Below are 24,781 nucleotides of genomic sequence, written 5' to 3'. Positions count from 1 at the left end.
TGGTCGGTGGCCGATCACTCACGAAGTTCCCATCCACAACAGATGGGGGTTAGGGGAATAAAGTGCATACCCAGAATTGGGAATTCCTTTTGCAGAGGAAAAATGTAACCGAAGATGAACCACAGAGGCACGAGGAACACAGAGGAAAACGCACGGCAATAAGATCAGTGATCAGTAACCAGTCATCAGTCATTTTGCCCGCTAATTTTTGCCATGTTGGGTATTTTGGATTCATTCCGCATTCCGAAATCGCGGGTTCCGCCCTCCGCATTCGTGTGGCTCCTGCCTCCCAGCTCCGGGACCTGGACATGGCAAACAGGTTAGCTGAAAATGGATTGTGCTAAAATTGTGCTAAAATTGTGCGCACAATGGCCTTTAGACCTGCCAGACATGCACGTCGCTTGGAAGTTCCGAGGCGGGGATATGGGCCACCGGCATCGTGAACGTGGGGAGAACGGTCTCGCGCTGGATTTCGCGCCGGATGGCGGCAGCAACCGCAAAGAGCTGGGCGGTGGGAACGGTGCTGAGATCGCGCTTTTCGGTTTCGGTCACCACGCGCTGGAGGGTGTCGGCCAGGGTTTTCCAGCGGGCCTCGCGGGTGGCAAAGTATTGATTAGCCAGGGCTTCATCCTCGATGACCCGGGCGTTTTGGATTTGGAACTGGAATTGGCGGCTCCAGTTAAGGATGGTGTTGCGATGCACGCCGAGTTCCTCGGCAATGCGGGCATAGGTCCAGCCTTTGGTGCGAAGTTCGATGAAACGCTGTTGTTTTTCGTTGTTTTCCATAGTTGTGTCTTTCGTTATTCACCCGTTTTATTTGTATAATATGTTCGTGTATTCAATCATTTCGGGGAGCAGCGTATCATGGGGGGTAGGACAAATACGGTCCTACCCTCAAAAAAGTTTGAAAAATATTTTCAGAGGCAAAAGGCCGGTAAAATGGGGATGGAACGTGGAAAAAATTGAGAACAAATTACTTTTGAAGAAAAATCATGCGAAGGAGATAGGAGCTGGGAGCCAGGAGCTGGAATTGGGCACAAGCGGCAGAAAGTATGTGCTTTTTGAAAAAAACACATGCCTTGGCCCCAATAACACTGACTTAACCATCCGCAACACACTTACCCATAGCAAGTTATCTAAAAATTCGGCCTCCGACCTCAAAAATCGCCAAACAAGCTCCTTTTTCAACTTTAACGGCAGGCATTAAAGTAACCTCTGGCACCCCTTGCCGGGGTGCAGTTGGGTTTATTGGGCGGCTTTCCGGAGGTCATGCCCCGTTCCCCGCACAGACAGCGCCGGGCTGAAAGCCCGTGATGTGATAGCTTGGGGTGAAGCCCCAAGGAAACGATGAACCACCCTGTTGCCGCCGCCCTGAAAGGGAGGGATGTTCAATTCCATGATTGCCGCCCGCAACGGTGGTGCCGCCCTTACAGGGCGGGGCGATTTGCGGGGAACGTATTCCCGGGCCTTCAGCCCGGGCTATCACATGGCGGGCCTTCGGCCCTGCCACTGCCATCCCATGCGGTCCACCGCAGAAAAGGAGATGCACCCCGCAGCGGGTGCCAGAGGTGCTGAGGCAATGCCTTTCCGAGCAATCCTTAAGGCGTTGTTATGAGGCTAACGGTAAGTTCACCGATGCGGCAGAGCCGCGTTCGGTGAAACCTCTGGTTCGGTTCTGGTTAATACCAGTTCAGCGGAGTAATTTGTAAACCAGGTCACGACGCCAAAGTGATCTAGACAGTGTTCAAATGCTGTGGCCGGAATGCGGGACCAGACAATCGGCAATCGCCAGGACTCACTTCTACCAGGGGGAATAGGTTCGATGAGGCACTCCCCCTCACCTTGGACGAGGTCAGACATAATCGGCCGTGGCCCATACAAGTCAACCGTTGACCATATTCCGCCGTGGCGAACCTGAGGGTAAGCGCGTTTACATGTGATCTTGTGGTGGCTCGAATTCGTCACCGCGAAGACGGCGCATGGAAGCAGCCTCGGGTCATTGAAATTCGTGTGCCATAGAAATTGAATCACCAATGGCGAGCGCGACGGCCTTCCACACAGTCTCACCCCCGCCCCGATTACAAGGACGATCATTCCCAGTGCGACGGGAAGAACTAGCCATCGAGTTTTCAATCCTAGCTTCACACTGCCGCTACCGAACAATGTTCTTGAACGAACGATTCGTTCATTGTTTTCGGGTGCCAGTTTTTCGTCATGGTGCTGACCATCTTTTAAAAGGCCCCTTGGGTCAATGGAAAATATCCGCTGCGGAAGATTTGCCCGCCTGGCTGGCAGCACACGCCGCGGCCAACCCCCCCGGAACAAACACAAGCCGCATTTGATTTCGGCGGCTGACCCTTTGCCAATGTCTTGGTAGTAGTCGAGGTAACGAGACTCAAACATTCCGGATGGTTGCGGGTTTCCATTAATTAAATTAGAGACTCCTTACGTCGTCTCCTACGGGGGGCAAACGCCCCTTATTCCCAGCCGGTGCTTTTCAGTTGGATGGCTTCGGTGAGGCCCATGCGGTTGGGGCGGTACATTTCTTCCACTTTGGCGCAGGGGGCGATCACGGTGCCTGCCGCGCGCACGCGGGCGAGGTATTGAATTTTGAATTGGCCCGGCCAAAGGTTGTTGCGGAAGTACCGCACGCGATCGGCCTTCATTTCCTGGAAGTCGCCGTACCATTGAAAATCATTCTGCAGCGTGCCGCGCACGGCGGTCTGGCGCGTGACGAAGTTCGGGTTGACCGGTTCCAGGATCGCCGGGAGCGGGTCCTCAATCGCCAGGTAATGGGAGGCTTGCGGCACTTCCAGATTGAGCGTGACGAGGACGCGGTCGCCGACTTTGGCGTTCGCAAAGGGACGCGGCGTGCCGAGGTCATCCAGCAGCGAATAGGTGCGGACCAGGCTGAATCCGTGGTTCTGGCGCGGTTGTTCCAGGGTTTTGAGGCGCACTTCAATGGTCGTCAGGGCGTAGAGCGTTTGCGCGCCGGCTTTGCGCAGGGTCAACGCGTGGCTGCCCGCCGGCGTCCAGGCGAATTGTTCCTGCACGATGGTTTCCGCCGCCGTGGTCGTGAAGCGCCGCGTCGCATCACCGCACACGAGTTCCCCGGACACCGGGGCGAGCGTCTTCTCCACCTGGCGCGCATATTCAGCCAGCGCGAGCACGGACCACGCGTTCCCTTGCGTGGTGGCCCAATGGCCGTCCTGCATTTCGGCCAACAGTTCCGCCAGCAGCGTCTCGATCTGCGCGGCGCGGGGATCGTGCTGGCACCAGGCCATCAGTTGGATGGCTTGTTCCCGCGCCAGGCAACCGAACCAGGAAAACGTCTCGCGGCGCGGGGCCGACGGGACTTTCAGCAGTTCCTCGATCATGTCCGCGCCACCGTGGGCACGGGCCAGGGCCAGCGCCAGCAGCGCCCGATTTTCCGCAGAAAGGGTGTTGCGCTTTTCAAAGAGCCGCGCGCCGTAGGCGGGTTCCGGTTTATCGGCCAGCGCCAACGCGTAAAGCGCAAGGCAACGGGCGGATAGCGCGTGATCTTCCCACGCCGTGCCCGCCTCGCGCAATTGTTCGCTCAGGAATTTGAGCAACCGCTCCAATGGTTCATTGGGCACGTCGTAGCCCGCCTGTTTGGCCAGCAGCAAGCCCATCGCGCCATAGGCGCTGCCCCACGCGTCCGCCTCGCCGCCGCCCGGCCAATAGGAAAGGCCGCCGGAGGCCGTTTGCATGGATAGCAGGCGGTTGATGCTGCGGATGATGGCGGTCTCCGCGTTCAAATTGCCGCGCTTCAGGCGCTGGCTCATGCCAGGCAGATCGCGCAGCGCGAGCCAGGGCAACAGGCTGGAGGTGGTTTGCTCCACGCACCCGTACGGATAGTGCAGCAGGTGTTCGACGGCGCCATCCAAACCCAGCAGCCGGGTGTTGCTCACGCGCACGGTCACGGTTCCCCGGCTGTCCAGCAGGCGCGGATCGGCCTTCGCCAGCAGGTTCGTTTCCGCGCCGGTGATGCGCGCATAGAACACCTCGCGCAATACCGGGCGCGGGTCGCTGATTTGGATTGTGGATTGCACGGAGTCCGTGAACGCCAAAGCCGGGTCCTGGAAATGCGCGCGCCAAATCCATTGGCTGGCGCCCACGCCGGTCAGCGTGACGTCGAACTCCACCTTGGCGGATTGGCGGGCGGCCAGGTGCACGCTTTTCACGAGGGGCCGCGTGCCGGCGGCGGCTTTATCGTCCAGTTGCAGGCTCACCTCCACGTCGCCCGCGCGATCGGATTCATTCTGCACCACGGCGCGCGCGGTCAGGGAATCCCCCTGGCTGCCGAACAGCGGGAGGGACGGTTGCAGCATTAACGGCTTGTGAATGGCAAACGCGCCCTCGCCCGCGCCGAATTGATGCTTCGCCGTCTGCACCACCGCCACGATGCGGTAGCGCGTCAAGCCGTCGGGCGCGGGAAAGCTGGCGGTCACTTTTCCACCGGCATCCGTGCGCAGCGTCGCATTCCAAAAGGCGCACGCGAGGAATTTCTTGCGGAGTTCCGCTTCCTCGCCGCCCCCGCCGATCAAGTAGCCCTTGTTGCTGAAACGCGCGGCGTCCGGATTCTCCGGGAGCAGGTTCGGCAAGGAGATGCTGGTTTGCACCGACAGCGGCCGCTGCGAGTAGAAACAATCGTGCGGATTCGGCAGCACGAAGCCGGCCAGGCTCAAGACGCCCTCGTCCACGGCGTACAAGGTGACTTCGGCGTCCGCCACCGGCTGGCCTTGCGCGTCCTTCACATCCGCGTGAACCGCCACGGTCTGCCGCGGCTGGTATTCGCTGGTGGCCGAAGCCACTTTCACCTGGAGCCGGGTCAGCGGTTCGAGCGTCAACTGGCAATAGCCGAGGCGATACTCCGGCAGCTTCACCTGCTTGCGCGTCCGCTCGTAACCGCGCAGCAACGTGACGGACACGAAGACATTGGGCAGGTCGGCCTCCGTGAGCGGGATTTGCACGGCGGGCGCGGTGCCTTTCAAGTCCACCGTGAAATGCCGCAGGACTTTTTCGCGCTCGACCGTCACCAGCGCCGGGCCGTCATACGGGGTCTTCACCAGGATCGTCGCGGTGTCGCCGACCTTGTACGACACCTGATCGGGAATGAGCTTCATCAGGTACGGATTGTGCTGCTCCCAATTAACCGCGTCGTTGCCCGTCACTTGCACGTCCTGCCGCGTGAGCACATCCTGCCCGGCGGCGTCCCGCGCGCGATATTCGAGCACATACTCGCCCGCCTCCTGGATCAGCAGCGTCGGCGCGGGCGCGGCTTTGGCGTCCGGCAATTCCCATTGCGCGCCCGCGCGGCGCAGCACGCGGGTGGCGATGGACTTTTCCGCGATCGTGCGCAAGCGCCGCTCATTGCGGAACAGCGTCGCCTTCCCCGCGCCTTGCACGCGCACCGTCTCCCATTCCAGTTTGATCACCTTGACGCTGACGGCGACCGGCTGCTCCAGCGGCTGACCATTCCCCCGCACTGCAATCAATTCCAACGGGTGTTCCTCCCCGCTGCGCCACACCTGCTCGGTTTCGTGAACGCCCAGATAAAAATCGGAGCTGTGCACCGTGAAACCGGCCTCGCGACTGACGGTTTGCTGATTGAGATCAGTGATTTCGACGGTCACCCGCGCCTGGCGCGGCTGCGGCTGCTTGGGGTTGAGCGTGAACGCCGGTTGCAGCGTCACGCCCTGGCTGGTGAGATCGTGCTCGCCTTGCAAACTCAGGGAACCTTGATCCTCGCCGCGATCATTGTGGCGCCACCAGCGATACCCGGAATCAATGAACTGAAACTCCTCAAATCCCTCCGGCGAAAACCCCGCGTCGTTCGCCTCCAACAGCCAGCGCAGTTTGGCTTTGGCCAGCGGGGTGCCGTGATAATAGCGGGCGGTCACGGGCAACTCGACTTTATCCGTCGGTTTGAAAACGGGCGGGTGCTGGATTTTGACCTCGAACGCATTCGGTTGATATTCCGCCACCTCGAAATGATGCGAGAACGTGGCCTCGTTTGTGAACACGAGGTCGAGCCGATACGTGCCCAGCGGCGCGGGCGGCAGCACCAGCGCCAGGTCCAACGCGCCGAGCGCCGACACCGTCACATTCGTTGTCACGAACCGGCGACCGCGCGAATCATACCCGTTCACAACGCCTTTGAGGTTTATTGGCAGCACCGGCTGGCCATCCGGCAGATCGCGCACGATGGCTTTGAAATAAACCGTTTCGCCCGGCTGATACAATGGCCGATCGCTAAATAGAAACGCCTTGCGGGTGGGCTCGGGGCCGTAGCCATACGGAAGGTTCAGGCGATAGAGCGGTAGATTTAACTGGTTGTCCGTGAGATGTTCGGCGTGCAAATCGTCACCGTTTTGGGCGAGCAACCATTGCCCCTCCTTGGCCGGGAGCCGCGCAAAACCGGTCGCGTCCGTCACCGCCTGCGCCAGCGATTCATTCTCCTCCGTCATTAATTCCACCGTCGCACCCGAAACGGGGCGGCCCGTGGCATAGGAAAAAGCCCAGACCGCGAATTCCTGGCCGTTGTGTTTCCACAGCAACCCCAGATCCGTCACCTGCACCAGGCATTGCGCGCCCGCGACGGCGCGGAAATTCCCCTGCTGCCGCTGGCCTTCGGCGTCCAGGAAGACCGCGCCGAATTTCTGTTTTCCCAGAATCTCATCCCACGACAACCTGTGCGGCAACGCGTGATCCAACGCGCCCCCCGTCGTGATGTCACGGCTATAAATGGTCTTGCCCGCCACGACGTTAAAATCCACTTCGCGATAAGGCGTGTCCGCGTACTCATCATTCAACACAGAACCATGCCGCTTGAAATAACTCTGATACCCGCGCAGGGCGTGAATGAGCGTCTGGCGATCCAGGCGTTTGGCGCGCACCGTCACCCGGTCCAGGTTCAAGGCCAGAAACTCCACGTCGCGCCGCCCGCCGCTGAGTTGATGGCCGGAGAATGCCGGCAGGTACACGCGCGGCGTCAACGGTTCAAAGGCGACCGTCTCCGTGACATCTTTCACCAACGTCTGCGCCTCGCCCGCAGGTAAACCGGCCTTGACCGTGACCGCATAATTCGTCCCCAACTCGAAGTCACCGCGGATCACCATGCGGTGGCCCGCCAACTCATACTCCAGGTTCGTGCGCGCCGGCGTAATAACGATCCAGGCGCACGTGTTGCTGATGACGGCATGGCCGGCCACCGGCTTGGAGAAGTCCAGATGCAACTCCCGGCGCTTGTTCAGAAAATTGCGGGCGCTCACGCCCGTGGCCGCAAACGGCTGCACGTCGCCGAGGATCACGCTTACCGACTTGGCCAGCCGCAGTTTGCCATCCACGGTGGGCAATCCCTTCTCCACTTCCAACGTCCACGCCTCGCCGACGCTTAACGGGCGCGCCGGATATACCACCAGCCGATTGCCGATCGGCAGCGGCGGCGCGGTTGGATAACCACGGCGAATCGCGGTCATCGCCACCACATTGGTGGCGGGCCAGCCTTCGCGCCACGTCCGCGTTTCGCCGCCAAACCAGCCCTCCCAACGCGAGGCGGCGCAACGCACCTCCGCCGGCACGCGCCCACCCTTGGGATTATGAAAACTCAGATAGCGCGGCGCCAGATTCGTGTTCACGTCTTCATTGAATTGCAGCGTGACCGTCGGCAGCACAGCAATGTTGCCACTCGGCGATTCCGGCGCGTGCCCGAGCAGCGCGAAATCCGGCGTGCGCAACGTGACATCGAGCCGCACGTCCAGAGCGGTTCCGTCCACGTTGCGCAAACCCGGTTGCAAACGGAAGCGATACGCCTGCCCCAACTGCGGACATTCCGTGGGCGTGAACAAACCGCTGGAACGACTCACCCACGTGAACTTGCCGGCGAGCGGCGGCTGCACCACCAACGGCGAAACCCGCGGCACGGACCCAACCGCGTCTTCAGCCACCACGGGGTCTTCAAATCGCAGCTCCAACGTGGACGTGGGCTCCCACGTTTCCGTGCTCAACCACAATCGCACCTTGGGCGCGCTCTCCCGCCCGCCGCCGAACCATCCGGCTGACGCCGAGAGGCCCGCCAGACAAAGGACGAACCATATTTTTACCATTCCCGCTCGTGAAATTTTCATAATATCAAATCGAAACAACGAGAGAGTCACCCTGCCCAAAACAAAGTCAAGTACACCTCGGAAAAAGTTGTTCACCGGTGAATAACAAACCCATGTCGCCGATCCATCTGCAGCAATACTACACGCTGTCATTCCTTCGGATTAAGCGAATCCAGTTCCCCGCTGGGTGGCGTCAATCCGCTGGGCTTGCCCGAATACATGGCGCGCGGGCTGGTCAATGATGATGAGGTCGGCATGGAAAATGATATTGTGAGCCTCACGTTCGGCGGGTGAAATCCAAAGCGGTGCCGGCATCCGCCCGGTCACCCCCGGATTTTACCACCGCAGTCCAAATTTTGCGGGCACCCAATTTTGGAGTGCGTGCGGCAAGGTGGGGTGAAGGGGCCGCGACGCCGCTTTGGTTGCCGCTGCGCCCAACTTACTGATTTTCAACAGCCGTCTTGACTACCCTCAGCAAGATTGCCCCCCCGTTTTCCCGCCTCAGGTCTGCGCGGCTTTGCGTTCGCGACGACGATAGGCGCGTTCCTGTTTTTGGATTTCGCCGCGCAATAACGCCTCGGCGGACCAGCCTTTACCCTGGGCGTAGTGCGCCAGTTCAAAGAGGGTTTGCCCCAGCTTCGCCTTGGATGGCTGGCCGCCTGGTTCCGCTTCCAACAGTTTGGCTTTGCGGGCTTTTTTGACGAGTTTCTCGGCGTGCATCAGCGCCGGCAAATGCCGCGGGATGCCGTCCAGCGCGGAGCTGCGCTCGTGGCGCGTGCCCTGCTTTTCGGCGCGCTTGATTTTTTCCCAGTTGGCCCACACCGCCGCGACGTCCTTCACCTTGACGTCGCCGAAGACATGGGGATGGCGCCGGATCAATTTATCCACAATCCGGCGGCAGACGGCGTCGAAATCAAACGCGCCGCGTTCCTTGGCAAGCTGGCAGTGAAAGACCACTTGCAGCAGCAGGTCGCCCAGTTCCTCCGCCATTTCGTGGTCATCCTCCGCCTCGATGGCATCCATCAGTTCGTACACTTCTTCGACGGCGTGGTAGCGCAGGGTGTGGTGGTCCTGCTCGCGATCCCACGGGCAGCCGTTGGGGGCGCGCAGCCGCGCCATGACTTCGAGCAATTCCTGAATGGACAGTTTCTTTTTCATGGCATCCTTCCCAATCACAGCACCACCATGTCATCCCGGTGAACGACTTCCACGCGGGAGAGGGTGTGGCTGCGGACTTCCCCGGCGGCAAAGCGGCACCGCCCGCGCGCGAACTCGGTGCCGTCCTCATCGCAAATCCGCACCACGTCGCCGGCGCTGAATTCCCCCTCGCACCGGGTGATGCCGGCGGGCAGCAGGCTGCGCCCGCTATCGCGCAAGCTGTTGCGCGCGCCATCGTCCACGAACAGGGCGCCCTTGGGATGATGGAAGAAGGCAATCCACCGTTTGCGCCCGGCCAGGCGCGCCGGTTTGGGAACAAAGATGGTGCCTTCGTCCTGGCCGTTTAAAATGGCGTGCAGGATGGTGCGCTTGCGGCCGGACGCGATCACCAGCGGAATGCCGGAACGAATGGCAATGCGGGCCGCCGCCACTTTGGTCTTCATGCCGCCCACGGCAGTGGTGCTATCGGTGCCGCCCGCCATTTTCTCAACGGTGGTGTCAATGCTCTCGATGGTGGAGAGCACGCGTTGGTTGGACTTGCCGAAGTTCTCGATCACGCCATCCACCGTGGTAAGAATGATCAGTAAATCCGCCGGCAACAAGGACGCGACCAGCGCGGAGAGCTTGTCGTTGTCGCCAAACTTGAGTTCGGTGACGGACACCACATCGTTTTCGTTGATGATCGGCACCACCTTGCCCGTCTCCAACAGGGCGACGAGCGCGTTGCGGGCGTTGAGATGGCGATCGCGATCCTCCAGGTCATCATGGGTCAGCAACACCTGGGCCACCGCCAGCCCGTGTTTGGCAAACAGTTTTTCGTAGATGGCCATGAGCCGGGATTGCCCCACGGCGGCGCACGCCTGCAACTCGGGCAACTCGGACGGACGCTTGTCAAAACCCAGCGCCCCCATGCCCGCGCCCACCGCGCCGGAGGTGACCACGACGACTTCTTTGCCCGCCAACCGCAGGGTGGCCATTTGCTTCACCAATTGCTCCATCTGCGCCAAATCGGGCTGTTTGGAGCTATCCGTCAGAACCCCGGTTCCTAGCTTGATCACCACCCGCGAAACATTTTTCAGCAATTCTGCCCGCGCACTCATAACGTTTGGACATTCCTCGCCAGGATTGTTGGCGAGACGGGTTTCCGCCGCGCGCTTCACTTGATTTCCCTCATCACCTTGGCCATGGCCAGGGCCGTCTGGGCGGCTTCCGCGCCGCGATTATGCTCGGGGTCCAGGCAACGTTTATCCGCCTGCGCGGTATTTTCGAGCAACAGCACTTCATGAATCACCGGCACCCCGGTATCCACGGCGATCTGCCCCAGCAAGCGACTGACGGTATCCCCGATGTGCTGCGCATGGGTGGTCTCGCCGCGCAAGATCACTCCCAAGCATACGATGCCATCCCAGCCGGGGCGTTGCTGGCGGGCCAGTTTGGCCGCCACGGCCGGCACTTCAAATGCGCCGGGCACCCGCAACACCCGCACCTCCGCCGCCCCCGCCTGGGTGAGAAAGGTTTGCGCCCCATTTAACATGGAGTCCACATATTTCGCGTTGTACTCGGAAGCCACAATGGCAAACCGCCCGCCGGCGGATTTAACTTTCCTGGTGATGACTTTGCGCAACATAAATTTTAGAGCCAATGGCCCATCTTGTCCTTTTTCGCTTTCAAATACCGTTCATTATGCGGATTTGATTTTACCCGGATAGGCACCGTGTCCACGATTTCCAGGCCATACCCTTCCAACCCAACGACCTTCTTCGGGTTATTCGTCAAGAGCCGGATGGTCTTGATCCCAAGGTCGCAGAGAATCTGAGCGCCAATGCCGTACTCGCGCAGGTCCATGGCAAAGCCCAGCTTCAAGTTGGCCTCCACCGTATCATAGCCTTGCTCCTGCAATTTGTACGCCTCGATTTTGGGTCCCAGGCCGATTCCCCTGCCCTCCTGCCGCATATACACGATGATGCCCAGGCCGGCCTCGCTGACCTGGCGCATGGCCTGATGCAACTGCGGCCCGCAATCGCACCGGCGCGAGCCAAACACATCACCCGTGAGGCATTCACTATGCACCCGCACGAGCACGTTCTGCTTGCCGGCCACGTCCCCTTTGACCAAGGCCACGTGATGCTGGCCATCCGTAAAGGCCCGGTACAGGTACAAATCAAAGTCGCCAAACTCGGTGGGCATCTTCACCACCTGCTCCCGTTCCACGAGCTTTTCACGGCGGCGCCGATGTTCAATCAAATTCTGGATGGAGCACAGCTTGAGCTTGTGCCGCTTGGCAAACTTGCGCAACTCCGGCAGGCGCGCCATGGTGCCATCGTCGCTCATGATTTCGCAAATGACGCCAATGGGCCGACACCCGGCCAGCGTGGCAAGGTCCACTGCCGCCTCCGTGTGCCCGGCGCGCTGCAACACCCCGCCCGGCTTTGCCCGCAAGGGAAACACGTGACCGGGCTGCACCAAATCGTGCGGCATCGCCGTGGGATCAGCCATCACCTGGATGGTTTTGGCGCGGTCCCCCGCGCTAATGCCAGTAGTGACGCCATGCGCGGCATCCACACTCACCTGGAAATCCGTCTTAAAGGTATCCCGGTTCTGGATCACCATCTGCTCGATGCCCAACTGCTTCAAGCGCTCCGAGGTGGTCGGCACACAGATCAGGCCCCGCCCGAATTTCGCCATGAAATTAATGGCGGCGGGCGTGACCTTTTCGCCGGCCATGACCAGATCGCCTTCATTCTCGCGATCCTCATCATCCACCACAATCACCATCCGGCCCAGGTGCAAATCCGCCGCAGCAGCTTCCACCGAATCAAATTTAAACGTATTCTTCATGTCAATCAGCGCCCCCACTGTACGCCTTTTTCAAAATTGCAACAGCAAGAAAGTGATCCTTCGCCATTTTTGTACTCAAAGACCTTGCGGAAATCCTCCAGCCACTTGGGTAGCAAAATCCCCGTAGCCAGCAGGCCATGCCGATTCATTTCACGGCACCGGATTAATTTTAATTTCGTGCTTTACCGGCACAAAGGCAGTACGAATCGCTTCGGCCAACGGGGCACACTCCGCCCCGGTGCAGGCGACGAACGCCTCCACATCGGCCTTGCCCTGGGGCTGTGGATAATCTGTTTGTTTACGACGGTATCGAGTGTCCATGTAACCTTTAAGTTCTGCTGAGCGTCCACTCTGCTAGAGAATAGCTCGCAGGCCAGTCGTTGCTGGCGTGCTGGGCTGAAGTGGATTACATCATGAAGATTTGGTTATTATTGACGGTTGGGTTGATGCTGGCTTTGAGTGGATTGGCTGCGCCGGGGGCGGCGGCGACTCCGGCTGAGAGTCCGTCCGCAGCGGGAGCGCAGAATCAGGTGGATAAACTGGTGTTCGCCAAGCTGGACAAGTTGGGCATCAAGCCTGCCAGCGTTTGCTCGGATAGTGTATTTGTGCGCCGGGTATTCCTGGATGTGATCGGCACGCTGCCGACCGCACTGGAAGCCAAAGAGTTTATCTTAAGCAAGGATCCGAACAAGCGGCAGGCCTTGATTGATCGCCTGTTGGAACGCGATGAATATGCCGATTATTGGGCGATGAAATGGAGCGACCTGCTGCGGGTGAAGGCGGAGTTTCCGATCAATCTGTGGCCCAACGCCGCCCAGTCCTATCACCGTTGGATCCGCACCAGCATCAAGGACAACATGCCTTACGACCGGTTTGCCCGCGAGATGCTCACCGCCAGTGGCAGTAATTTCCGGGTGGGACAGGTCAACTTTTATCGCGCAATGCAAAACAAGGAACCCACGGGCATTGCGGAAACAGTGGCGCTGACGTTCATGGGTACGCGCGCCGATCAGTGGCCCAAAGAACGGTTGGCGGGCCTGGCGGCCTTTTTCAGCCAGCTTGGTTACAAATCCACCGCGGAATGGAAGGAGGAGATTATTTATTACAATCCGGGCAGTACGAATGGGCTGATGGCGGGAACACTTCCGGATGGCAAGCCGGTGCGGTTCGCGCCGGATCGTGATCCGCGCGAACTCTTCGCTGACTGGCTGGTGAATCCCAAGAATCCGTGGTTCACCAGTGCCATCGCCAATCGGGCATGGTCCTGGCTTCTGGGCCGGGGCATCGTGCATGAGCCGGATGACATGCGGACGGATAATCCGCCCAGCAATCCGGAATTGCTCGCGTATCTGGAACGGGATCTGATTGCGAGCAAGTACGATCTCAAACAGCTCTTTCGCGTGATTCTGAACTCCAAGACGTATCAGCTCTCCTCCGCCGCCACGACCACCAATACCCTGGCCGATGCCAATTTTTCGCATTACATCCTGCGCCGGCTGGATGCCGAGGTGTTGATTGACGCTCTGTGCCTGATCACCGGCACGACGGAGAAATATTCCAGCTCGATTCCCGAGCCGTTCACTTTCATCCCGGAAAACCTGCGTTCAATTGCGCTGCCAGACGGGAGCATCACCAGTTCCTTCCTGGAAATGTACGGGCGCCCCTCGCGCGACACCGGGATGGAATTGGAGCGCAACAACCGCAGCACCGCCGCGCAGCGTCTCCACCTGCTTAATTCAAGCCATATTCTGAACAAGATTGAAGAGGGCAAGACCCTGCAATACCTGATCCGCTCTTCCAAGAGTCCGCGCGAAACCATCACCGGGCTGTACCTGGTGATCCTGTCGCGCTTCCCGACCGAGCAAGAGTTGGGCATCATCAACCGCTACTCGCAGTCCAGCAGCGAAAAGGGCCACGCCGTGCTGGTGGATGTGTCCTGGGCCTTGATTAACAGCGCCGAATTTCTTTACCGGCATTAAGCCCGATTGCGGATTGCGGATTGCGGAATTGTCCGTCTCCTTACCTCGACGGCTACGCGGGGGGAAATAATCCCCGAGAGGCTTTCGCAGGACGAGACTCGCGTTACATCATCCCCATCTTGCGGAGTTCCCTCTGCAAGGCGGTCTGGAAGGCTTGCGCATCGGCTGGTGACGGACGGTAGCCGCGCTGTTTCATGCTGAGCCCGAGCTGGCCCATGTCATTCACAAACCATTGTCCAGATTGACCGTCGCTGAAAGTGACTTTGCCGCTGAGGCCGGTGCCGGGGGTGGGGATCGCATCCACGCTGACGGAAACGCTGGTGGCGCCGGGCGCGGCGGGCGGGATCATTTCCGGCTCTTCCGCAGCATCCAGGGGGTCTTCCACCAGCGGGGCTTCCGGGGGAGTGGGGGCGGGCTTGGCAGGATCGAGCAACGAAGGCGCCTTGGGGGCGGGCGGCTCGGGATCCTTCGGCATCGCCTTCAGATCATCCACCAGGAAACGCACGTCCATATATGTCATGCGGATGCCGAAATCAGTGTCAATCCGGCCTTGAATTTCGGAAAGTTTCAGGCCGTCGGCCAACCAGGCTTTTACCTGCTGCTTTTGCGCGTCGCTTAAGTTCATGTGTCAAAATCAAATTAACTTCCTGTGATATACACGTTTGGGAAGCCGGATTCAACTGGTTTGCTCAAAATTTTACGGGGGCGCGCCGCCGGTTCTTGTCAAAAAACCTTGTACTTTTCCGCCATTTGTTGCACTAGCTTGGCAATGATGCGCACTGAATCATTGGAATTCCTAAAAACGCTGGTCAACACCCCCAGCCCCTCCGGCCATGAAACCCGCGGCCAGCGGGTCTGGTTGGATTACGTCTCCCGCTATGCCGAGGAGACCTATCATGACGCCTATGGCAACTGTGTGGCCGTGCTGAACAAAGGCGGATCACCGCGCCTCATGCTGGCGGCGCACGCCGATGAAATCGCCCTGGTCGTCAACTACATTGATGAGCAGGGGTTCCTCTACGTGCGGCGGTTGGGCGGGGTGGACCCGGCCATCACCAAAGCGCAGCGGATCACCATTCACACCCGCCAGGGGCCCGTCAAAGGCGTGGTGGGCAATGTCGCCCCGCATTTAACCAAGCAAGAGGGCGAGCGCAAGGTGCCGAAGATCGAGGATCTCTTCATTGACATCGGCGTCAGCACCCGCAAGGCGGCCCAGGAACTCGTGCGCATTGGCGATCCCATCACCCTCGTGGATGAATTTGACATCCTGCGCGGCGACCTGGCGGTGGCGCGCGCCTTTGATAACCGGATCGGCACCTTTGCCGTGGCGGAAACCTTGCGCCTCCTGCACGCCCACCGCAAGGAACTTAAGTGCGAAGTCAACGTCGTCTCCAACATCATGGAGGAAGTCGGCTTATTGGGCGCGCGGCAGATTGCCTATTCCCTCAAGCCGGATGTCGCGCTGGTGGTGGATGTCACCCATGCCACCGACTATCCCACCGTGAGCAAAATCCAACATGGCGATATCAAGGTCGGCGCCGGCCCGGCGCTGACGCATGGCGGCTGCAACCATTCCGCCGTCGTGGACCGCCTGGAAAAAGTGGCGAAAGACAAAGCCATCCCCCTCCAACACGAGGCCATGTCCGCCACCAGCGGCACGGATACCGACGTCATCTTCTGGACCCGGGGCGGCATCCCCAGCGCCCTCATCAGCCTGCCGAACCGGTACATGCATTCCCCCGTGGAAATTGTCAGCCTGAAGGACCTCGAGAAAATCCCGGAACTCATGGCCTCGTTTGCCCTATCCCTGAAACGCGGCGAGCAGTTCACCGTGAAGATTCCCGCCGCCGCCAATCCAACCTAACCCTGATTGAATTGCGGCGCGTCCGACTGAGGCATCCATGAAATTTACGATGAAATGGTGGCTGGCGCTGGCGGCGCTGCTCGCAGTTATTGCAGCGCTCCTTTACGTGTTCCTTCGACCCACCGAACCCACGTATCAGGGAACTTCGTTAAATGAGTGGCTGGGGAAATTGGATAGCACGACGGTATTCGACGCCCACGGGGAATTAACCGCCACCAACCACGCGGCGGCGGCGGCCTTGCGGGCCATGGGCACCAATTCCCTGCCGCTCTTGCTGGAGCGGCTGCGGATGAAACGCCCGGAAGCCAACTCCGCTCCCGGAAACGCGTTTGCCAGGCCTGACCCCGTTAAAAACCCCACCGATGCAGACCTGTTGGAACGCTGCGATCAGGCGTTGGCGGCCTTCGCGATGCTCGGGCCCATCGCCGCGCCAGCAGTCCCGCAATTGGTGGCGCTGTTGCAGGAGTCCAATTACACCTCGGTGGCCACCATTGCGCTGGCGGGCATCGGGCCGGCGGCGCACCCGGCGCTGCTCCAGGCGTTGAACCATACCAATGGCGAGCTGCAAGTCAGCGTGGCCCTGCGCATTGGCTTTTACCAGGAGAAAGCGGCGTTTGCCGTGCCCACCTTGATCGCGCTGCTCAGCAACCAAAGCACCAACGTGCGCGTCCAGGCCGCCTATGCGCTGGGCCAGATCAAAAGCCTGCCGGACCAGACCATCCCCGCGCTGATCAAGGCCTTGGCGGACCCGGACCCGTATGTGAATGACCTGGCGGCAACCGCCCTCAGCCAATTCGGGACCAATGCCGCCGCCGCGCTACCGGCCTTGCAGCAACTGCTGACGCGCCCGAACCAGGAAACCTTCCGCAAAAAGCTCCTCGGGCTAGCCATCCAGCGAATCACGGATACCGGGAAAGCCGCACGCCCGTAAAGCACGCCCGGCTCCCCTGCCCCTACGACGTTCCGCCACGCAATCGTTACGACCGGGAGGGTCATGCCGTTCCGTCCCCCTTCACCCCTTTCGCGTCAACCTCGGCGTTTCATTTGGCGCGGTAACGGTAAGCATGGCGGCGCGAACCACCGAGCCTGAGCACCGTATGGAGCGCGGGTCTCCGCCTCGCTGGGGGCGCGGGAGCAGCTTCGGTGATCCACTCCGCAGTACGTGCGGCTAAAGCAGTCCAAGCCACGCGGGCCGGAGGTCCACGCTCCTTAAGTTGACGCCCATGGGCTTCAGCCGGCCAAACCACCCTTTTTGGCCAAAAACCTCCCCCTCAACCGCCCGGCGGGCACCTTCTCCCGCTAGGGGGCTTTCGCACCAACCTAAGCAGCGGGTCGGTATTGACATCCGGTTTCGCCACACATTTTTGAGGGTTGCTTTGCGGGGTGGGTTCGTTGCATTGTATCGCCCCTATGGCTGGTCATGGTAAATGGGCGAAGATTGGCGGCGGGGACGCTTCAATGAATCCCCGCTGGCGCATGGTGCTGCTCAAATGTCGCGCTTTACCCGCATGAGCCAATCACAAGAAACCTGGGCCATCAGGGTGTTGACGCGGCTTTCGGATGCGGTGTTCCGGCGTCCGAACTGGTTTATTTACCCGCAGCTTGCGCTGTTCGTGGTATGCGTCGTCTATACGGTCAAGCGCCTGGAGTTTCAGACGGACCGCGATAGCCTAGTGGGCGCGAACAAGACGTATCACCAGAATTTCCTGAACTTCAAGAAGGAGTTCCCGGCGGAAGACGATCTGGTGGTGGTCATCGAGAGTGAAAGCCCGGATAAGAACCGGCAGTTTGTCGAGCGGTTAGGGAGCAAATTGGAACGGGAAACGAATCTCTTTACGGATGTCTTCTACAAAGGCGACCTGAAGATGATGGGCAACAAGGCGCTGCTGTTCGTGCCGGACGACGATTTGCAAGGGCTGAAAACCATGCTTGGCAATTACCGGCCTTTCCTCCAGCAATTCACGCGTGCCACGAATTTCACGTCGCTGTTCAGCATGGTGAACACGCAGTTCCGCACCGCCAAGCGGGAAGCCAACGCGGAGAACGAGAGCATGGTGAAGGCGCTGCCAGCGCTCGAACGCATTATCTCGCAGGCCACCGATGCCTTGGAGCGTCCGGGCCGCCCAGTGTCGCCCGGCATCAACGCGATGTTTGGCGGCCAGGAGGCCGAGCAGCAGATGTATATCACCTTTGCCGAGGGCCGCTTCTACCTGGTCACCGCCCGCCCGCGTTCGCAGGGAGTCAGCGAAGACGCCGTGTACCGGCTGCGCGAATTGGTGCGGCAGGTGCAATACGAGGTCCCCGGACTAAATGTCGGCATGACGGGGGAAAAGGTGCTGGAAGTAGATGAAATGGCGCAGTCCCAAACGGATACCACGGTGGCGACCATTGTCTCGCTGATCATCTGCGTGTTGATTTTCATCTTTGGCTATAACCAGACCGGACGCCCTTTGAAGGCGACGGCCTGCCTGGTGGTGGGTATTGGATATACGATGGCGTTCACGACGACGACGGTTGGGCATTTGAATATTTTAACCATCACGTTTGTGCCCATCCTGATCGGTCTGGCGATTGATTTTGGCGTGCATCTCATCAGCCGGTACGAAGAGGAGTTGCGCAAAGGCCGCCCGGAGCAAATCGCCTTGCGCCTGGCGATGACCTATACGGGACAGGGAATTTTTACCGGATGTTTCACCACGGCATTCGCGTTTCTGGCGATGGGGCTCACTGATTTCAGGGGCATCCAGGAAATGGGGGTCATCTGCGGCGGCGGTCTGCTGGTCAGCCTGATACCCATGATGACCATGCTGCCCGCCCTGCTGTTGCGCGGCCGGCAAAACGTGATGGATCACCAGGCGCATGAGGATGAACGCCGGGCGCGGATTGAGCAGATTTGGCTCTCCCGTCCATGGACCGTGCTGGGCCTCACGGTGGCCATCAGTGCCTTTGCCGTGCTGCAATTCAAAAAGGTGGGCTTTGATTACAACCTCCTGCACATGCAGAGTGACGGCCTGCCAGCCGTGGAATACGAGAAGAAACTGATCAGTTCCGCCGGCAAATCCGTACTGTTTTGCGCCAGCGTCGTGAGCGACTTGGACCAAGCCGCGCGCTGGGAGGAACAATACAAAAAACTGCCCACGGTCGGCAGTGTGGAGTCCCTGACACCGTTCCTGCGCGGCGATCAGACCCATAAACTGGAACTGATTGGCGAGATCAAACAGGTTGTCAGCACCATTCATTTTGCGCCGGCGGATACCGAGCCCGTCAATGTGGCGGAGTTAAGCGGGGTATTGTGGTCGTTGCGAGGGTATCTGGGGCTGACGGTGGATGATATTAAAACCACGGAGCCGAAGCTTGCCCAGCAGTGCTCTTCCTTGCGCGATGCCATCCAGGAGTTCCGCAAAGCCATGCTGAAAGACGAGCGCGTATCCGCAGAGAAGCTGGCCGCCTACCAGCACGCGTTTTTTGTGGATGTGCGCGATATGTTCGCGGCCTTGCAACATCAGGACAACCGTGAAAAGTTGCAAGTGGCCGACCTGCCACCCGCGTTGCGCAACCGGTTCGTGGGTCGCTCCGGCAAGTTCCTGCTGCAAGTGTATCCCAAAGACGATGTCTGGGAGCGCGAACCGCAGAAACGGTTCGTCACCGAATTGCGCACTGTGGACCCAACGGTCACCGGCACGCCGGTCCAATTGCTCGAATACACCACGCTGTTGAAGGATAGTTATATCGAAGCCGCCAAATACTCGCTGGTGGCCATCATCCTCCTGGCCTTCATTCACTTTCGCAACCTTGCCAGTGTGGTGTTGGTGTTATTACCCGTGCTCATCGGCGCGGTCTGGATGGGGGGCACCATGGGCTTGCGCGGCATCATGTTCAACCCGGCCAACATCATGACCCTGCCGCTGGTGATCGGGATTGGGGTTACCAATGGCATTCATGTGTTGAACCGGTTCGCGGAAGAGCGGCAACCCAGCATCTTTGCCCGGAGCACCGGCAAGGCGGTATTGGTTTCCGGGTTGACCACCATCGCAGGCTTTGGAAGCCTGGTTTTGGGCAAACACCAAGGCATCTCCAGCCTGGGCTTTGTCATGTCCATTGGGGTGGCCACCTGCATGATTGCCGGGGTTACCTTCCTGCCAGCCCTGCTCAACCTGATGTGCCGCCATGGCTGGACCCTGGGCATGACTGGGAAGGCAGCAGAGACGGTTGAATCCGAATCAGTATCCGGTCAACCAAAAAAGACATAGCTCATTTGGGCAGACCCTGTTGCAAACAAAAAACCCAGTGACAACAATGCACGGTCATCACTGGGTCGGGAGGAACCGAGGTAAAGCCTCGAATGCTCTGCAAAGGTAATCTAGTCGCAGGAGGCTGCCAAGTCAATGGAAAAGGTATTATAAAAAGCAATAAAAATGCAAAATCTTTTACTGATGCGCGGATCGTGCCGTAATTCGCCCGTGGGGAGGGAGAAAAAGCCTGACTACTTCAATAATTCAAGAGGCATTATGTACCACCCCTTTCGAGAGGGGCACATACGCTATGGTTTGCGATCCAGCAACTTGGCGAATTCAGGCAGTCCGCGCAGATTGTTAAAGCGCGGGTCTTTAAGCATTTCGTTGTAGAGGTTACGGCTTTTGTTGTCCTCTTTCAAACGGGCATTGCTCAAATCCAGCGCTTTTTCGAGCGACTCGAGGGCTTCCTTGTTTTTCATGATGATGGCTTGCACGCCCGCAAGGTCGTACCATGACTCCGGGTTTGTGGAGGACAGCTTGACCAGGCGCAGTAGGGCCTGTTCCAGCATCCCGACGTTATTCAGCGTGACGAAGGCATTCGCGAGGGACACACACCCGTTGTAATCCAGGCTGGGATGGACGAGTGCCTGGCCCAGCACGGCCACGGCCTGATTCGTTTTTTGGGTCGCCATATAGACATTGGCGAGCGCAAAGGCGTTGGACACATTGCCGTCCGCGCGGAAGTTGGCTTCTAACAGCCCAAGCTTCCCCTGCATTTCCGAAGTTTGCGCGATGTTTTTCCGAATATCAGTCAGTTTACCAATCAGATCGGTGACCTGTCCGTTACCAGGATCCAGGCGCTTGAAGGTCTTGGCTATCAGTATGGCATCATCAATGCGGTTGGCCTGGTTGAGCCCCAGGAGCAGATTGACATAGCGGAAGACGGCTTCCGGGCTGTAGGGGCAATAGGCCAGCGCTTGTTTGAAGGCGAACTCCGCCTCCTTGAGCATGCGATCCCGTTCCGATTGGGAATGCGCATTCATGACGCGCCAGTTATAAATTCCAGCAATCGAACTGCGCAGTTTTGAAAACGCCTTCTGGGCGTCATCATCACGGATGAACTTGGGATCGCCCGTGAATCCCGAATAGTCGCGGTGCAAATACACCTTCTCGGCAAAATGGCAGATATTCGACACCGGCGTATCATACGTAATCCAGTTACCCACCGTGCGCTCGGAATACTGGCTCCAGAATTCATGATCACGATCAATAACCTCCTGCGGCAATTCCGACAGCGGGCGTCGGTTAATCTTCATAATGATCCCGAACGGCGTGAGGTAGGGATACATCCACTCCAGCGGGAAACTTTCCTCGACGAAGAATTCATGATTCGGATTCTGGTCAAAGATAACCTTGGTGAGCAGGCCATTGATGGCCATGACCGCCACTTGGCCTGAGACCTGCACGCGCCCGCCATCCACGCGCACGTCTTCCCCCGGATGCAGTTGGTTCTTCTGCAAGCGTTTCTGCACGTCGTCAAGATACTCCTGAAAGCACCGTTGTGAATCCATCGGGCTGGGGGTGATGATTTCGCGGTCGGGATAAACACCGCCAAGGCTCTTGGCAATCTCTTTCGGGAACGCCTCTTCAAGCAACAGCCGGTTCAGGCGTATGCGGGTGTGGCTCTGCGGATTCTGGGCCAGGAACTTTTGCGTGCGAGGAGTGAGGTTGATTCCCGCAAAACGATTGGATTCATAGAGCAAACCGCTTTCAAGCAGCCCATTGAGATCCTCGGCCAGGGTGTGTGCCAATGCCTTATCTGGCGTGCCAAGCTTTTGAACGGTTGCCGGACTCAGTTTCTGTTTGATGAAGTTGGCGAACGGCGAAGCCTCCCGGTCATTCAATTTGCGGGCAAAGCCAGCCAAGTCGGTGAAATCGCCATCCTGGAAGAACGAGCTGCCGGCCCGCCGCCGCTTTTCGATGCGGTCCCCCAAGCCGAGGAATAAGGTGTCCAGTGGTGCGACCATGCGGGACAAAAGATTGCTCTGAAGCGGCTGGTCACCAACGCGAACCACTTCTTGGAAGAAGGGCGGATCAATCTGAGCGCTGCGGTTATAGTGGGCGCGGATGTAATTCAAATAGGTGCCATCCGCCAGCGCATTCTGGGTGATCAGATACACGTCGCGCCGGTCAAAATTCGGGTCGCAGGATTGCCGTTGCGACGCTTTGATGAAGCTTTCGCAGAAGATCATGTAGGTGGGGCAAAAACGGCCCGGGTCCGTGCCGCCAAAGAGCACTGCATCCCGCGTCATTTCGGGGTACAAGGGCTGGTTGTCTTTGCCTTTGAATGGCGGGGTGAACATATCGTGTCCGAACCAATAGCCAAACATGTGGCCAAACTGTTCATTGTCTGCCCAGTGGGCCACTACAGATCGCAACGGCATCAGCAGGTAAACGCCCAGCAGCAACCCCACCGTGACTCGGGCACGGGTGATGAATACGGCGAGCATGGCCAGCACGGCGACGCCCACGCCGTACAAGGCGGTGAACCGTTTGATCGGACTTTTGCTGGCCTCGGGCATGATGGAGGAAATCCAGCTATCCACATCGCCGGGTTCGTCCACGTTGGCAAAGACGCACGCCATGGAATACAGCGCCACGCCGGCGGCTACGACCGTCACCGTCAGGGCCAGTTTTCGGAACCGTGCCGGCTGCATCAGTAACGCGGTGGCCGCGAGCGCCAGACCGTAGCCGATGAACATGGCCACCTGCGCGTGTGACGAAGTCAGGAAAACGCGGTTCAACTCCTGGCTTTGACGATCCGGCGCGGGATTGAGCATGATGAGCAGCAATACTGAAAGGCAGAAATACACCCCGGATAGCCCGACCAGCCAGGCACGTTCAATCTTCTGCATGTGGTCATACACCATCATCATGAGGAACACGAGGTTCACGCACGCCAAAATGAAGAAAACGATCCAGAACAGGTAACTCAAATTCACCAGTTTCCCGGCCGTGATGAGTACCAGGCAGAAGGCCGCCAACATGCCAACGGTGGTGTATGCGATCCGTAACAGATGTTTCATGCCCCCTTCGCGCAACACGTGGAGAATGAGGAAGACAAAGGGTATGACCGCCAGCGTTAGATACACCAAGCTAAACTCGCTTACCATGCCGCCAAAGTATTCCCACATCTGCCGCACAAACCGTGCGGGATCGTTGAGCAGATTGCTAGGATTGAACTTTTCATACTGGCCGCGGGTGAATGCGTGAATGAACCCCTCGACGGTACGGGCGTAGCCCCAGTTCATGGGCGGGTTGGACATGGAGGACAGCGGCATGAACAGGTAAAAGGAAACGCCGCCCACATAGGCCAGGCCGCCATAAAAAACCGTTTTAAACTCGGTCAGCAACTTTTTCGTCTTATAGCTCAGGAAACCAAGTCCCACCATCGAACCGACGCCGATGATGTTAAACAGAACGTAAATCATATTGATCGAGCCCGGCGCGTTTTCCAACTGCTTCAGATGCCCGGTTGCCCGCATGATCTGCGCAATGATGAAGATGATGCTGTTGAAGAAAAGCATGTCGCGTCCCACCCTTGGATTCGAGGCGATAATCGCCACTTGCACACCCACGGCGGCCATGAGCAGGCTTTGGTGATTGGTAAAGCACAGGCCAAACATGAACAGCGCCAGGTACAGGTAACGGTTCTGATGCGGCGCGTACATCCAGCGCATCAGGAAAACCGACATGAGTATAAATGAAAACACCGCCAGGGAATACACCTCCACAATGACGCACTGGCTCCACATGAATCCGTTAAAAGCCATCAACAGACCTCCGACATAGCCCGCACACAGGCAGATCGGGTTCTCCCATTTTTTAGGGATGTCTTTGAATTCTTCAATACTCTCAATCAACATGCTGCTCCCCCGCGAAATCATCATCGCGATCAGGGCGCACAGGAACACCCCCGCGAGGGTGGATTCCATCGAGACCCGCCAGGCGACGTTTTTGAAAGGGATGAGTTCCGTGAACAGCCAGGTGAGAATGCTCCAGAATGGGTATCCGGGCGGGTGCGGCACCCCGGCATAGAAGGAACCCACTGCCAGTTCGCCGGAGTCTTCCAGTGTCACATTCGGGGCGCGGCTTAACATGTACCCGGTAAATACGATGATCGCCGTGACGGCAAAAGTCATCCAATCAATCCAGCGGAACATGGGCGGCACCGGGCTGTTTGAGGCAACCGCTGCTGCTGCTGGAGGTGTTGGTTTGGCCAGTTTGGGTTTGAATGTGTCCGGCGCGCTTTGAGGAGGTGTGGCCATGATGGTTTCTGGGGCAGGAGCCGCTGGCTTGCCCATCGGGTCAATTGGTTGTTGGTCGCCGTTCATTGTGTCAATTAGCAATCGTCTTTCACCTTCCGGCAAAATGAGGGCCTAGTTCTAAGCTAATTTCGCCAATTGTCCACCGAAAACTAGTAAAATGCGAACCCAGAACGTTGCATAAACTAAACAGGACATCTAATTCGATCCTTGTCCCGATTTGAGACAGCGACACGGCTAAAATAGGACCAAG

At 58.7% G+C, this 24,781-nt stretch carries 14 protein-coding genes; 5 read left to right on the top strand and 9 right to left on the bottom strand.

Annotated features, from left to right (window positions below; genetic code table 11):
• Positions 1-375: 375 nt before the first annotated feature.
• A complete protein-coding gene (locus WCO56_11605; protein ID MEI7730211.1) occupies positions 376-786 on the bottom strand; it encodes a helix-turn-helix domain-containing protein in 411 nt (136 codons plus the stop codon).
• 118 nt (positions 787-904) lie between these two features.
• On the opposite strand from WCO56_11605, the gene WCO56_11600 reads away from it, so the two are divergent.
• Positions 905-1,207 carry a hypothetical protein gene (locus tag WCO56_11600; GenBank protein MEI7730210.1) on the top strand — a complete coding sequence of 101 codons (303 nt, stop codon included), beginning with the start codon at positions 905-907 and terminating at the stop codon, positions 1,205-1,207.
• 1,270 nt (positions 1,208-2,477) lie between these two features.
• Here the strand turns inward: WCO56_11600 and WCO56_11595 are convergent.
• From WCO56_11595 to WCO56_11570, 6 genes are all read right to left on the bottom strand, one after another.
• Positions 2,478-8,150 (bottom strand): MG2 domain-containing protein, encoded by a 5,673-nt coding sequence (locus WCO56_11595; GenBank protein MEI7730209.1) that lies wholly within the window; start codon positions 8,148-8,150, stop codon positions 2,478-2,480.
• Between the two features lie 480 nt (positions 8,151-8,630).
• On the bottom strand, positions 8,631-9,287 hold the full coding sequence (locus WCO56_11590) for a MazG family protein (GenBank protein MEI7730208.1): 657 nt from the start codon (positions 9,285-9,287) through the stop codon (positions 8,631-8,633).
• Between the two features lie 14 nt (positions 9,288-9,301).
• Entirely contained in the window at positions 9,302-10,387 is a 1,086-nt protein-coding gene (gene proB / locus WCO56_11585; protein MEI7730207.1) for a glutamate 5-kinase, read from the bottom strand.
• A 56-nt stretch (positions 10,388-10,443) separates the two neighbouring features.
• Positions 10,444-10,914 carry a 6,7-dimethyl-8-ribityllumazine synthase gene (gene ribH, locus WCO56_11580; GenBank protein MEI7730206.1) on the bottom strand — a complete coding sequence of 157 codons (471 nt, stop codon included), beginning with the start codon at positions 10,912-10,914 and terminating at the stop codon, positions 10,444-10,446.
• Between the two features lie 5 nt (positions 10,915-10,919).
• Entirely contained in the window at positions 10,920-12,125 is a 1,206-nt protein-coding gene (locus tag WCO56_11575; GenBank protein ID MEI7730205.1) for a bifunctional 3,4-dihydroxy-2-butanone-4-phosphate synthase/GTP cyclohydrolase II, read from the bottom strand.
• A 150-nt stretch (positions 12,126-12,275) separates the two neighbouring features.
• Positions 12,276-12,446, bottom strand: a complete 171-nt coding sequence (locus WCO56_11570) for a hypothetical protein (protein MEI7730204.1) — start codon at positions 12,444-12,446, stop codon at positions 12,276-12,278.
• A 92-nt stretch (positions 12,447-12,538) separates the two neighbouring features.
• On the opposite strand from WCO56_11570, the gene WCO56_11565 reads away from it, so the two are divergent.
• The gene (locus WCO56_11565; protein ID MEI7730203.1) at positions 12,539-14,104 is read left to right on the top strand and encodes a DUF1553 domain-containing protein; all 1,566 of its coding nucleotides are present in this window, start codon (positions 12,539-12,541) and stop codon (positions 14,102-14,104) included.
• Between the two features lie 103 nt (positions 14,105-14,207).
• Here WCO56_11565 and WCO56_11560 read toward each other — a convergent pair whose 3' ends face one another.
• Entirely contained in the window at positions 14,208-14,729 is a 522-nt protein-coding gene (locus WCO56_11560; protein MEI7730202.1) for a hypothetical protein, read from the bottom strand.
• A 144-nt stretch (positions 14,730-14,873) separates the two neighbouring features.
• On the opposite strand from WCO56_11560, the gene WCO56_11555 reads away from it, so the two are divergent.
• From WCO56_11555 to WCO56_11545, 3 genes are all read left to right on the top strand, one after another.
• A complete protein-coding gene (locus WCO56_11555) occupies positions 14,874-15,968 on the top strand; it encodes a M42 family metallopeptidase (protein MEI7730201.1) in 1,095 nt (364 codons plus the stop codon).
• A 37-nt stretch (positions 15,969-16,005) separates the two neighbouring features.
• Positions 16,006-16,899, top strand: coding sequence for a HEAT repeat domain-containing protein (locus WCO56_11550; protein ID MEI7730200.1), 894 nt, complete (start codon positions 16,006-16,008; stop codon positions 16,897-16,899).
• 577 nt (positions 16,900-17,476) lie between these two features.
• A complete protein-coding gene (locus WCO56_11545) occupies positions 17,477-20,218 on the top strand; it encodes an MMPL family transporter (GenBank protein MEI7730199.1) in 2,742 nt (913 codons plus the stop codon).
• A gap of 290 nt (positions 20,219-20,508) precedes the next feature.
• Here WCO56_11545 and WCO56_11540 read toward each other — a convergent pair whose 3' ends face one another.
• Entirely contained in the window at positions 20,509-24,531 is a 4,023-nt protein-coding gene (locus WCO56_11540; protein MEI7730198.1) for a DUF2723 domain-containing protein, read from the bottom strand.
• Positions 24,532-24,781: the final 250 nt, after the last annotated feature.

The organism is Verrucomicrobiota bacterium (assembly GCA_037139415.1).
Classification (GTDB): Bacteria; Verrucomicrobiota; Verrucomicrobiia; order Limisphaerales; family Fontisphaeraceae; genus JBAXGN01.
Note: the sequence above shows the minus strand (reverse complement) of the source record. Positions and strands in the feature narration are given on the sequence as shown.